This window comes from Sphingomonas sp. IC081 (assembly GCF_006874585.1).
Lineage (GTDB): Bacteria > Pseudomonadota > Alphaproteobacteria > Sphingomonadales > Sphingomonadaceae > Novosphingobium.
This window is the reverse complement of record NZ_CP029762.1, coordinates 199,266-211,971: the sequence shown is the minus strand read 5'-3', so window position 1 is coordinate 211,971 and position 12,706 is coordinate 199,266. Positions and strand designations below refer to the sequence as shown.

The 12,706-nt window shown below is 60.9% G+C and carries 8 protein-coding genes and 1 pseudogene; 6 read left to right on the top strand and 3 right to left on the bottom strand.

Features of this window, described 5'->3' with window-relative positions; genetic code table 11:
• Positions 1-461: 461 nt before the first annotated feature.
• The 4 genes and pseudogenes from DM450_RS19380 to istB all read left to right on the top strand — a co-directional run bounded on the left by DM450_RS19380 (position 462) and on the right by istB (position 4,881).
• Complete coding sequence (locus DM450_RS19380; RefSeq protein ID WP_142638318.1) at positions 462-1,922, top strand: catalase; 1,461 nt, start codon at positions 462-464, stop codon at positions 1,920-1,922.
• A gap of 378 nt (positions 1,923-2,300) precedes the next feature.
• Positions 2,301-2,537 (top strand): annotated as a pseudogene (locus DM450_RS19375) (alpha/beta fold hydrolase); the annotation flags it as partial.
• 114 nt (positions 2,538-2,651) lie between these two features.
• Complete coding sequence (istA, locus tag DM450_RS19370; protein ID WP_142632652.1) at positions 2,652-4,166, top strand: IS21 family transposase; 1,515 nt, start codon at positions 2,652-2,654, stop codon at positions 4,164-4,166.
• Positions 4,153-4,881 (top strand): IS21-like element ISSsp4 family helper ATPase IstB, encoded by a 729-nt coding sequence (istB, locus tag DM450_RS19365; RefSeq protein WP_013831348.1) that lies wholly within the window; start codon positions 4,153-4,155, stop codon positions 4,879-4,881. Before istA ends, istB begins: the two co-directional genes overlap by 14 nt.
• Here the strand turns inward: istB and rpoD are convergent.
• Positions 4,865-6,751, bottom strand: a complete 1,887-nt coding sequence (gene rpoD / locus DM450_RS19360) for an RNA polymerase sigma factor RpoD (RefSeq protein ID WP_260610582.1) — start codon at positions 6,749-6,751, stop codon at positions 4,865-4,867. The two genes, istB and rpoD, sit on opposite strands and share 17 nt — an antisense overlap.
• Positions 6,752-7,105: 354 nt before the next feature.
• A complete protein-coding gene (locus DM450_RS26490) occupies positions 7,106-7,762 on the bottom strand; it encodes a cold-shock protein (protein WP_142638316.1) in 657 nt (218 codons plus the stop codon).
• A gap of 434 nt (positions 7,763-8,196) precedes the next feature.
• Here DM450_RS26490 and DM450_RS19350 point away from each other — a divergent pair, with 434 nt between their 5' ends.
• Together DM450_RS19350 and DM450_RS19345 are read left to right on the top strand one after the other, a co-directional pair.
• Positions 8,197-9,210 carry a nucleoside hydrolase gene (locus DM450_RS19350; protein ID WP_142638314.1) on the top strand — a complete coding sequence of 338 codons (1,014 nt, stop codon included), beginning with the start codon at positions 8,197-8,199 and terminating at the stop codon, positions 9,208-9,210.
• Between the two features lie 70 nt (positions 9,211-9,280).
• Positions 9,281-10,627, top strand: a complete 1,347-nt coding sequence (locus DM450_RS19345; RefSeq protein ID WP_142638312.1) for a family 1 glycosylhydrolase — start codon at positions 9,281-9,283, stop codon at positions 10,625-10,627.
• Positions 10,628-10,896: 269 nt separating this feature from the next.
• On the opposite strand, the gene DM450_RS19340 is transcribed toward DM450_RS19345, so the two are convergent.
• Positions 10,897-12,660, bottom strand: a complete 1,764-nt coding sequence (locus tag DM450_RS19340; protein WP_260610580.1) for an arylsulfatase — start codon at positions 12,658-12,660, stop codon at positions 10,897-10,899.
• Between the last annotated feature and the right edge of the window lie 46 nt (positions 12,661-12,706).

The following is a 12,706-nucleotide window of genomic DNA, read 5'->3' as shown; positions in this document are numbered from 1 at the left end:
ACAAGCAGATCATCGGCTGAGGGCTATTGTGTATCAGCTTTCGCATCCTAGCCTCCCCTCTTGCGGCACGCAGATCCTGCAGCTCATATCAGGCCATATCCGGGAGACTTATGTAACCATCCCGAGGTGTAGGTTTTTCCGCCTTTTCGATAGGTGCATTGGTGCCCGCGCATGTTTGCTGGGCAGCCGACGCAGGTGCCGACGTCGGCTCAGGCCGTATGCCGGATATTGAGCGTCGAGCTCAAGAATCTCCCTAAACCGGCGCAAGCTCCTATCCAGACCGATCGTTGATGGCTTCTTACCTAGGCTTGGGGGCTAATGCTGCCGCCAAGGCCGATGGGTTAGCCTATTCTTCCGTATGCCCTCCATCCGCCCTCAACCCAGTCGATCTCCGACCATGCCCAAACCTACGCTCCAAGGCGCAATATTTCACCCGAACACGCTTTGGGAATGGAGCGAAGATGACTTCCAACAAGACGCTTACCAACGCCGCAGGCGCTCCCGTTACGGACAACCTGAACATCATGACTGCCGGCCCTCGGGGTCCTGCTCTCCTTCAGAACGTGTGGCTCATCGAGAAGCTCGCCCATTTCGATCGCGAGGTAATCCCTGAGCGGCGAATGCACGCCAAAGGCTGGGGCGCGCACGGTACCTTTACGGTTACGCATGATGTCACAGCGCTCACCCGTGCCAAAATCTTCTCCGAAGTCGGCAAGAAGACCGAGGTGTTCATGCGATTTTCCACTGTCGCCGGAGAGCGTGGCGCCGCTGACGCCGAGCGCGATATCCGAGGCTTCGCGATCAAGTTCTACACCGAGGAAGGCAACTGGGATCTCGTCGGCAATAACACACCTGTGTTCTTCTTCCGCGATCCGCTTCGGTTCCCCGATCTCAACCACGCGGTGAAGCGCGACCCCCGCAGCGGCTTTCGCTCGGCCGAGAACAACTGGGATTTCTGGTCGCTGTTACCCGAAGCACTTCATCAGGTCACGATCATTATGTCGGATCGAGGCATTCCGGCAAGTTTCCGCCATATGCATGGCTTCGGCAGTCACACCCTGAGCATGATCAATGCTGACAACGAGCGCGTGTGGGTCAAGTTTCACTTCCGCACCCGACAGGGGATCAAGAACCTCACCGATGCCGAAGCTGGGGCAGTGGTCGCTGCGGACCGGGAAAGCAATGGCCGGGACTTGTTTCAGTCCATCGAGAAGGGCGATTTCCCGCAGTGGGACCTCAGCATCCAGATCATGACCGACGATCAAGCCAGGACGCACCGGCACAATCCTTTTGACGTTACCAAGGTCTGGCCGAAGGGGGAGTATCCCCTCCATCCCGTGGGAACTCTCGAGCTCAACCGAAACCCGGACAACTTCTTCGCCGAGACTGAACAGGTTGCCTTCTCGCCGGCGAACATTGTTCCCGGCATCGGCTTTTCTCCAGACCGGATGCTCCAGGCACGCCTGTTTTCCTATGGAGATGCGCAGCGTTACAGGCTGGGCGTGAACTTCAATCACATCCCCGTGAATGCCCCTCGCTGCCCGTTCCAGAGCTACCACCGAGATGGCGCCATGCGAACCGATGGGAATCTGGGCGCAACCAAGACATATTTCCCCAATAGCGCGGGCGTGTGGGACGTCGCTCCAGGCCTTGAGGAGCCTGCCCTCGAGCTGGACGGCGTCGCGGCCCATTGGGATCACCGGGTAGACGAAGATCATTGGGAACAGCCCGGCAATTTGTTCCGCCTGATGAATCGTGAGCAGCGCCAGGCCCTGTTCGAGAACACCGCCCGATCAATCTACGACGCTCCAAGCGATATCCAGCAGCGCCACATCGAGAACTGCCGAAAGGCCGACTCCGAGTACGGCGAGGGCGTTGCGGCTGCATTGGCGGCGTACTCGGCCACCCAGGACAAGCAGTGATGTGACGGAGGCCTGGGCCGATGTTCATAGTGATCTTTGGTCTCGGATTCCGAATGCCGGACACTGAACTCGTATCGGCTCAGGCTCGGTGCTGCAGCCTCAAGGTGCCTGCGAACGAACCGGCCGATCGACGATGCCAATGCGATCTCGCGCCTTCGGGTCGCCGGTCCAACGCCGCACCTCCGCCTCCCATCAAGAGAACCTAGCAACAGGAAGGGACTTCGTATGCCAGATGAGAAATTTGCCCGCATGGATCGCCGCGAAATGTTGGCGGCAACATCCGTGATCGGTGTCGCAGCCGCAGTTGGTCTTGCGGGACCGGCCTTTGCCGCCCCCGCCCCCAAAATCCCCCCCCAAGCACTAAAAGGAGTGGTTACAATGAACACAATCACCACGAAGGACGGCGTCTCCCTGTATTATAAGGACTGGGGTCCCCGCAACGGACAGGTCGTCACACTCAGCCACGGCTGGCCCCTGAGCTCCGATAGCTGGGAAAGCGCGTCCTTCTTCCTCGCCAATCAAGGTTATCGCGTCGTCGCCCACGACCGCCGCGGCCATGGTCGTTCGAGCCAGCCGTGGGACGGCAACGATATGGACCACTACGCCGATGACCTGTGGAGCGGCGTGCAAAATTGACCCCCTTAGCGGGGTGATCGGCGTCTAAAATTGACCCCCTTCATCTCATTGTGAGAAGCGCCGCCGTTTCGGTTCCGGACGGCGGGTACAGGGATGTTGGTTGTGGAGACGATTACGAGGATCCGTCGGGAGCACCGGGACGGTAAGCCGATCAAGGCGATAGCGCGGGATTTGCGGCTGTCGCGCAACACGGTGCGCAAGGCGATCCGGGCGCCGAACGCGGATGCCAGTTACGAGCGCAAGGAACAGCATCGGCCGCAGACCGGCCCTTTCAGCACTCGCCTGGAAGAACTGCTTGAAGAGAACGAAGGGCTGCCCCGGCGTGACCGGCTTCGCATGACGCGGATCCATGATCTGCTTCAGCGCGAAGGGTTTGGCGGCTCTTATGACGCTGTGCGGCGCTATGCTGCACGCTGGAAGCGTGAGCGTCGCGTTGACGCCGGCGATATGACCAAGGCGTTCATCCCGTTGATGTACCGGCCCGGCGAGGCTTACCAGTTCGACTGGAGCCATGAGGACGTCGAGATCGCCGGCAAGCCAATGCGCGTGAAGGTCGCGCATATGCGGTTTTGCTGGTCACGGGCACCATTTGTCCGTGCCTATCCTCGCGAGACGCAAGAGATGGTGTTCGACGCACATGCCCGCGCCTTTGCCTTCTTCGGTGGGATTCCGACGCGCGGCATCTACGACAATATGAAGACGGCGGTGACGACGGTGTTCACCGGCAAGGAACGCCTGTTCAACCGGCGGTTTCTGATCATGACGGACCACTATCGCGTTGAGCCGGTGGCCTGTAGTCCTGCCGCAGGGTGGGAGAAGGGTCAGGTCGAGAACCAGGTTCAGACCAGTAGGGAGCGCCTGTTCAAGCCGCGCCTGCGCTTTGCCAGCCTCGAGGAACTGAACATCTGGCTGGAAGCCGAGTGCCGGCGCTGGGCGGAACGCAACCAGCATCCTGACCAGGAAGGCATGACGATCGCGCAGGCGCTGGAGGTGGAGCGGCCGATGCTGCAACCGCTACCGGTTCCCTTCGACGGGTTCTTCGAGAGCGAACACGTAGCCAGTTCGACGTGCCTCGTGAGCTTCGATCGCAATCGGTACTCGGTGATGGCAAAGGCGGCCCATCAGGCTGTGCAGGTGCGGGCCTATGCAACGCGCATCGTGATCCGCTGCGACGGCGCTGTCGTGGCCGAACACGAACGGGTCTTCGGCCGGAACCAGACAATCTTCGATCCATGGCACTACCTGCCCATCCTCGCCCGCAAGCCCGGTGCGTTGCGCAATGGTGCTCCCTTCCAGGACTGGGCTCTCCCACCTGCACTGGCCCAATTGCGGCGTAAGTTGGGCAAGGGCGACGATGCCGACCGGCGCTTTGTACGCGTCCTCGCCGCTGTCCCCGAAGATGGCCTGGAGGCTGTCGAGGCCGCAGTGCGCGAGGCACTCAGCGCCGGTACTATCAGCGACGAGATCATCCTCAACATCCTGTCCCGTCGCCGCGAGCCTCATGATGCCCAGGCTATGGACGTCGTCGTCAACCTGAAGCTCAAGCATCCGCCAGAGGCGAACTGCGGCCGCTACGATACCGTGCGAGACCTCGATGCAGCGGCATGAGATCATGGCCGCCCTCAAGGGGCTGGGGCTCAAGGGCATGGTGGCGGCCTTCGATGATGCCGTCACCAACGGCATCCGCCGAGACAGAACGGTCATGGAGATGTTGGGCGACCTGTTGCGTGCGGAGACGGCGCACCGGGATGCGGCATCGATCCGTTATCGCATGACCGCAGCCAAGCTTCCGGCGATCAAGGACCTGGATGGGTTCATGTTCGATGGCACGCCGATCAACGAAGGACTGATCCGCTCGCTTCATACGGGCTCGTTCCTGCCGGAACGGCGCAATATCGTGCTGATCGGCGGAACAGGCACGGGCAAGACTCATCTGGCTCTCGCCATCACCGCCGCAGTGGTGCGCGCCGGTGCCAGAGGCCGATACTTCAATACGGTCGATCTGGTGAACCGGCTTGAGGAAGAGGCTCGCCTGGGCAAGGCCGGCAGCCTTGCCACCCAACTCTCGCGGCTTGATCTCGTGGTGCTTGACGAGCTCGGCTACCTGCCGTTCGCCCGGTCCGGTGGCCAGATGCTCTTCCACCTGATCAGCAAGCTCTACGAAAAGACCTCGGTCATTATCACGACCAATCTCGCCTTCGGCGAATGGCCGAGCGTCTTCCACGACCCCAAGATGACCACCGCTCTTCTCGATCGCATCACGCACCACTGCGACATCATCGAGACGGGCAATGACAGCTGGCGGTTCAAAAACCGGAACTGAGCCGAAAACCCCTTCCCCCGGACCCCCATCCCCGGCGGTTAACCCGGTGGGTCAACAGGGACCTCCCACGGACGCCGCCGCCAGCACACCTGACGGTGCGCGTCGTCGTCCGTGGGCCCCTCCTATCGACTACCGGGATAACCGCCAGACTACCGAAAGGTGGGGTCAATATTGGGCGCCGATAGGGGGTCAGTTTTGCGCGCCGGTTGACAGACAAACGCTCGGCCATTTCTTCCGGCGTTGGCTCGCGGCCCTGCTCGTGAAGGAACTGGCGACTGGTGCGGACCAGCTTGTTGATCGTCTCGATCATATGCACCGGGATACGGATCGTGCGGGCCTGGTCAGCGATCGAACGCGTGATCGCCTGGCGAATCCACCAGGTGGCATAAGTCGAGAACTTATAGCCGCGACGGTACTGAAATTTGTCGACCGCCTTCATCAGGCCGATGTTGCCTTCCTGGATGAGGTCCAGGAACTGCAGGCCGCGGTTCGTGTATTTCTTGGCGATCGAGATCACCAGGCGCAGGTTCGCCTCGACCATTTCCTTTTTGGCGATGCGTGCTTCACGCTCCGCCTTCTGGACCATGTTCACGATACGGCGGAACTCGGACAGTGCCATGCCGGTGGACGCGGCGATGTCCGATATCTCCAATCGGATGCGCTCGGCAGGTTCTGCCTCGTTTTGCGCGAAAGCTGCCCACTTCTTGTCCGTCTTAGCCACTTCGGCGACCCAGGCGTCGTCCAGTTCGCGGCCCGTGTAGGCTTCCAAGAAATCGGCGCGCTTGACCTTGTGACGTTCGGCCAGACGTAGCATCTGCCCGCTTAGCGCCGTCAGGCGCCGATTGAACGAATAGAGGTTGTCGACCAGATACTCGATCTTGGCCGCGTGGAATTGCACCGATTCCACTTGCGCTGTCAGTTCCTCGCGCAGCGAATGGTACCGTTCTTCCTTGGCGGCCGGGAAATCGATACCCAGCGCCAGAGCGTCGAGCCGCTGGGCCTGCACCTCTTCGAAGGTGCGGAACAGTTCAGTAATGAGCGCGAACTTTTCCAGCGCTTCCGGCGTCAGTGCGGCTTCCATCTGGCCGAGGGAGAGGGTGTGGTCCTCTTCATCGTCCTCGACCTTGCGCTTGGGGATCGGATTGCCATCCTCGTCGACTTCCTCCGAGTTGTCCTCGCCGGAATCGTCATCGTCCTTGAAGGAAGGCCCTGCGATGGCCGCGGAAATCTCGCCGTCGCCTTCACCGTCCTCGCCCAGATTTTCGGGCTGCGGATCCTTGGAGAGCATCGCGTCGAGATCGAGGATCTCGCGAAGCTGCATCTCGCCGTTGTTGAGTGCCTGGGACCAACCGATGATCGCATGGAAGGTCATGGGGCTTTCGCACAGCCCGATAATCATCATGTCCCGGCCGGCTTCGATGCGCTTGGCAATGGCCGCTTCACCCTCGCGGCTGAGCATCTCGGCGGATCCCATTTCCTGCAGGTACAACCGCACCGGGTCGTCGGAACGTCCTGCCGTGTCCGCCTTGCGGTTCTCACCGGGCCGACGCCGCGAATTGCCTTCGTCTAATTCGGATTCCAAATCGGAGTCATCGTCGCGACCGTCGGCGGCGTCCACACCGTCTTCCTGCTCGCCGTCCTCATCGTCATCGTCGTCGTTCTCGATGATCTTGACGCCCATTTCCGAGATCGCGGCCATGATGTCCTCGATCTGATCGGCGGTCATCTGGTCCTGCGGCAGGGCGGCATTCAACTCCTTGACCGAGATGACGCCCTGCTTCTTGGCACGCGCGATGAAGCGCTGAACGGAACCCTTGTCCATATCGAGAAGAGGAGAGTCGTTGTCGCCGCTGCGATCGTCGTTAATCATGCAATCCATTGTCATCTAAGGCATTTTCATGACGATCATTCCGTCAGGACAAGCCTGGGTTTCGAGGGCATCAGCCTGATGGTGACACTGAACGGGCAGTTTCACAGACAGCGATGAACACTTCTGGTTGGGGCTTTATGTAATGTGGTCGGACGTCATTTCCAGAAGGAAGCTGGTCCCGGAGCAGGATGTTCCGTCCATACGACTGAAGGGGGCAAAGCAATGTCCTTGAAGGCAACCGGTGGAGGGCGGCCTGGATCAGGGGCTTCGGTACCTTCCGCTGCCGATCGCCATGCGATCGGGGGCAGCCGGAACTGAGGCCATGGCCACCTGCGGCAGCCATGGCCGGATCCATCAGCGCTGGATCAGATTTACAGCAGATGCCTTGCCGCGGCGATCGATCTCGATCTCGAATTCGAGCTGGTCGCCTTCCGAAAGGCCATGCAGACCGGAACGCTCAACGGCACTGATGTGAACAAACGCATCAGGCTGGCCGTCATCGCGCACAATGAAACCGAAACCTTTGGTGCCGTTGAAGAACTTGACCGTGCCTGTAGCCTTCTCACCAGTCGATTGACGCTGGTTCGAAGCCGGAGCGCGCTCACGGCGTTCGGCCACGATGATCTCACCGACGATGGTCAGCTCAGACGCGGAGACCTTGCCGCCTCGCTCAACCAGCTGGAATTCCAACTGCTGGCCTTCAGCGAGTGTTTCGAGGCCGGCGGATTGCACGGCACTGATGTGCACGAATGCGTCGTCGCCGCCGTCTTCAAGCTGGATAAAGCCGAAGCCCTTGTCCGAATTGAAGAACTTGACCGTCCCCCGGCCCTGGCCGACGACTTGCCCTGGGCCGCCCCGCGAACCGCCACCGCCAAAACCGCCGCCTCGGGATCCACCGAAGCCACCACGCTGGCCGCCACCCCCAAAGCGATCGCCGCCGCCGCCCCAACGATCATCACCACCGCCGAACCGATCGCGCCCATGGCCGCGATTTCCCCTGTCGAATGACATCTTTCAAGCACCCCAATCTACGTCCGAAGTAACCCATCCTCGCGAGTGAACGTAACACGCAAGGCCGCAGAGCCTGGCTCAGGATGCGGGGATGAAGCGATAACAGCACAGCTACGCATTGGCGACCAGAGTTCTGCGGAGGCCTCGATGCATCGCACGCAGACGGTTTCATTACGCTAATGGCGGAAGCTTCGCGCAATTCCGACAATCATTCCGGCCGCGTTCGCCCCCTTCGCAGACGTTGAGGGCGTTGTCAGCCAATCCAAAAACCGGCCATTCGATTTGGCTACAGGTCCGGAGTCGAGTGTTCCCAGTTTCGTACGTCAGGCATAGGCAGAGCCTATGCTTATGCAAAAAATACCTATTTTACATGATGTTTTGAATGGGTGACAAAACGCGAGAAAACAAACAGGAGAGGTGGATTGCCCCATAAAATGGGTCGCCGAAGCTTTGTCGGGTCGACGATGGTGCTCGCTAGCGCTCTCGCCATGCCCGCAAGTGCATTCGGCAAGCAACCTGCCTTGGCGCGGGTAATCCTCGACAACGACTTCGCCGGCGATCCGGATGGGTTGTTTCAACTTGCCCACCATGTGCTGTGTTCATCGGTCAAGATTCCTCTCATCGTGGGATCGCATCTTCCCGCCAGGTTCGGCAGTGGGCACGACGCCCGGGATGCGACTGCGCGGGTGGACGAAGTTCTCCAAATCATGAGCCTTGCCGACAAGTTTAACGTCATGGCTGGATCCGAGACGCCGATCCCGTCACGCACGACCTGGAAACCCAGCGCAGCGTCGGAAGCCATCGTCCGCGAGGCGATGCGGGATGACGCTAAGGAGCCGCTGATTTACGCGGCCGGCGCAGGGCTGACCGATCTCGCGCTGGCTTGGCTGTCTGAACCGCGTATCGGTCGCCGCGTGAAGTTGATCTGGATCGGCGGCAACACGCATGCGGGTTTTGGAAATCCGGGGGCCAAACCCAGCGAACCGGAATTCAACTTCTCGATCGATCCGATAGCCGCGCAAGTGCTGTTCAACGAGTCCGATATCGAGATCTGGCAAGTGCCCTCGGATGCTTACAGCCAGATGCTGTTCAGCACGGCCGAGCTTGAAGAACTCGGCGCGCAGAGCCGTCTGGGGGCCTATCTGAAGGCCAGGGTCGATGCGATACCAGAGATGTTTGCCAAGATACCCGGCGTGCCGCCAGTGGCCATGACCGACGCCTACGTTCTTGGCGACAGTCCGTTGGTAACATTGACCGCGCTGGTTCCGCCAATGCAGCCAGACGCCACTTCAAGCCGGTACAGGTTGCTGCCAACGCCAAGGCTGCTCGACAACGGAAGCTATGAAGAACGTTCGGGTGGACGTCCAATGCGGGTTTACACTTACCTCGATGCGGGGCTGACATTCAGGGACATGGCGGCGCGTTTCAGGCTTCATTCGGCTGCATAAGCTCCTGAACAACCGCCTGTCCGATTTCATGACTGGGCGTGCCTGCCCGCCTCTTCAACAAGGACTCTCTATGATCGACCGACGTTCACTCATCGCCGGTGCTGCCGCGTTCGCCGCAGCGCCCACGCTTGTCGGAAAGGCGGTCGCCGCTCCCGCGCAGAAGCGAGCCTTGCCAGGATCGGCCAGTTTCCCTTCCGGCTTCCTGTGGGGCGCGGCTACCGCCGGCCACCAGAACGAGGGCAACAACACGAATTCCGACCAATGGCTTCTCGAGAATGTGAAGCCCACCATCACCGGCGCGCCGTCGGGGGATGCTGTCAACAGCTTCGAGCTTTGGCGAGACGACCTTGACCTTGTGAAAAGCATGGGGCTCAACGCCTTTCGCTTCAGCCTTGAGTGGCCACGCATCGAGCCGGAACCGGGAATGTTCTCGCGTGCCATGCTGGACCATTACAAGGCCATCATCGATGGCTGCCGGGAACGCGGTATTTCACCGGTGGTTTCCTTCAATCATTATACGACGCCGCGCTGGTTCGCCGCTCAGGGCGGATGGCTGCATCCCGATGCAAGCGACCTGTTCACCCGTTTCTGCGAACGGGCGGCCAAGCATCTGGCAGGCGGCATCGCCGTCGCGACGACCTTGAACGAGCCGAACCTGCCCCGCCTGCTACCCTTCGTTCTGCCCCCGCAGTTCATGGCAGGCTTGCGCGCCAATCTGGCGGCAGCCGCAAAGGCTGCGGGCGTACCGCGCTATCTCGTGGCCAATACCGTCTTGCCGGAGGACGTCCCCGCCCTGACCGCCGCGATGATCAAGGGCCACAAAAGTGCGCGCGCCGCGATCAAGGCAGTGCGCCCCGATCTTCCCGTCGGCTTCACACTGTCGATCGCCGACGACCAGCCCGTCGGCCCGAATTCGATCCGAGACCGGATGCGGGCCGAACTTTATGGAGACTGGCTGGCCGTGGCGCGCGACGACGATTTCGTCGCGATCCAGAATTACGAACGGATCCTGTGGGGCAAGGATGGGCGCCTTCCCGCCCCGGATGGGACGCCGCGCAATTTCCGCGGCGCCGAAGTTTATGCTCCGTCCTTGGCCGGTGCCGCCCGATACGCCCATCAAGCAACCGGCAAGCCGGTCTTGATAACCGAGCACGGTGTCGGAACCGACGACGATACGATCCGCGTCAACCTCATTCGCGATGGGCTGGGAGAGCTCCACAAGGCGATCGCCGAAGGCGTTCCGGTACAGGGCTATATCCATTGGACGCTGATGGACAATTACGAGTGGGGCGCTGGCATCGGCCACGGCGCCTTCGGGCTTGCCAGCGTCGATCCGGTTACGTTCAAGCGGTCTCCCAAGCCGAGCGCTCTGGTTTTGAAGGCGATCGCTCAGTCGAATTCAATATCAGCGGCTTGAGGTGGCCGCAGCCGGACTCGATCACATCCACACGGAAAGGCGCGAAACTCGTTCTCGCCTTTCCGACCGTATCTGCCCCAAGCAGACAGGCGTATTCGATCACCTTGGCAGGACGGCAATCGCCCCCATAGCGGCCGCTGCTGACGCAAGAGTGATGTACTGAAACTTGCCATTGGTTCAGCCACGCGCGGCGATTTTCTCGCAAAGAGTCCAGCGCCAAATATGCAGACAGCCGGCACCCGCTGATGCCAGCTGTCTGACCGTGCGGATCATGGCTGCTGCGGCTGGGCCGGCAAGTCGTCGTCAAACTGGCGGAAGCGACGCAGTTGCGGTGCAGGTTCGGCCAAGGGTGGATTGCTGTATTTGCGCGCCTCGTTCCACCAGAGCGCCTGCAGTTCCTTCAGCTTTTCGGGATATTTCGCGGACAGGTCCTGGCTTTCTGAAAAGTCCTTCGCCACGTTGAAAAGAGCCCAACGATCCTCATCGAAGCTGGTGCCATAGCTATGCATCGCGATCGCTTTCCAATCGGCGGCGGTAATCGCGCGATTGCCCCGTAATTCGAAGAATTGCACGTCCCGGCCGCCCGCTTTTGCCGAAGTGAAGGACGCCCGGAAGGAATGGCCTGCCACGGGCAATTGCTCCACGCCGTTCACCGAGGGATGAAATTCCGTCCCTGCAACGTCGAGCAGGGTCGGGCCAACATCGACGGCATCGATATGCTGCCCTCGCACCACTCCTTGCGCCTTGATGCCCTTCGCCCACGAGACGATGAGGGGCGTGCGGATCCCGCCTGCATAGGGCCACAACTTGTAGCGGCGGAATGGCGTGACCCCCGCCATAGCCCAGGGCCGCTGGTAGAGGGACTGGGTGTCGGGACCGCCGAGTTTGTCGAGATTTTGAGCCATCTCCGCGACTGACGTGCTGGGATCGTAAGGTCTCCAGAACCCGCCGTTCTGCCCGGCTTCAGGTGCGGCACCATTGTCGGAGAGGACGACGAACAGCGTATTGTCATATTGGCCGGTCTGCTTGAGATGTGCAACCAGCCTGCCGATCTGGTCGTCCGCATGGGTGATGAACCCCGCGTAAGTCGCCATGAAGCGTGCGAAAACCGTCTTTTCCTGATCGCTGAGCGACGACCACGGGCGATCGCCCGGATTGATCGGCGGCAGCACCGTGTCCGCCGGGATGATGCCCAGTTTCTTCTGCCTGGCGAAGCGCTCTGCGCGGATGGCATCCCAACCCTTGGCATAAGTATCGCCATAGGCATCGATGTAGGACTTGGGCGCCTGGATCGGTGCATGGGCAGTGCCCAGCGCCACATAGACAAAACTGGGCTTGCCGCTGCCCGAGGCCTTGTCCGTATCGAACGCGGCGATGGCGTGATCGATCAGGTCGGGGGCGAGCAGATAGCCGGGGGCGTTCGGCGTTGGAATATGGGCGTTATCCTGCACCAGATCAGGCTTGTACTGATCTGTCCAGCCGCTCAGGAAGCCGTAGAAATGCTGGAAGCCGCGCTGCAATGGCCAACTGCCTTTGTCATGGCCCGGCGCTTCATCGTACTTCGGCGCCAGATGCCATTTGCCGACCGCCCAGGTCGAATAGCCCGCGCTTTCCAAGGCCTGCGCAATGGTTTCGGCATTGCGCGGCAATTCACCGCGCTGCGAGGGATTGATCGCGGGATCGGGCTGCGCTGCGTTGGAGGCAAGATCCTCCATGCCCACCGTCTGGTTGTTCCGCCCGGTCAACAAGGCCGCGCGGCTGGAGGAGCAGATCGCCTTGCTGTCGAACCGGTTGTAGCGCAGGCCGGCCTGCGCCAGTGCGTCGATATTGGGCGTGCGGATTTCCGAGCCGAATGCGCCAAGATCGGAAAAGCCGGTGTCGTCCAGAACGATGAGAACGATGTTGGGCCTGCCCTCTGCCCGTGCAGGTGCGGGTACCCGTGCTGGCGCCTTGGCGGCGACCGGCGTCAGCGCGCTGGCCCCCATCAAGCCGGCAAGCGCAAGGCCGCCAAGTGCGATCTTCCATCCCTTCATATACTGTCTCCTTATAGTGCTTGCGGTCGGGCGGAACCGCCCAGCG

Coding starts and splice junctions, on each gene's coding strand:
- DM450_RS19350 (WP_142638314.1), top strand. CDS start 8,197: ATGGGTCGCCGAAGCTTTGTCGGGTCGACGATGGTGCTCGCTAGCGCT.
- DM450_RS19380 (WP_142638318.1), top strand. CDS start 462: ATGACTTCCAACAAGACGCTTACCAACGCCGCAGGCGCTCCCGTTACG.
- DM450_RS26490 (WP_142638316.1), bottom strand. CDS start 7,762: ATGTCATTCGACAGGGGAAATCGCGGCCATGGGCGCGATCGGTTCGGC.
- istA (WP_142632652.1), top strand. CDS start 2,652: ATGTTGGTTGTGGAGACGATTACGAGGATCCGTCGGGAGCACCGGGAC.
- DM450_RS19340 (WP_260610580.1), bottom strand. CDS start 12,660: ATGAAGGGATGGAAGATCGCACTTGGCGGCCTTGCGCTTGCCGGCTTG.
- DM450_RS19345 (WP_142638312.1), top strand. CDS start 9,281: ATGATCGACCGACGTTCACTCATCGCCGGTGCTGCCGCGTTCGCCGCA.
- rpoD (WP_260610582.1), bottom strand. CDS start 6,751: ATGATTAACGACGATCGCAGCGGCGACAACGACTCTCCTCTTCTCGAT.
- istB (WP_013831348.1), top strand. CDS start 4,153: ATGCAGCGGCATGAGATCATGGCCGCCCTCAAGGGGCTGGGGCTCAAG.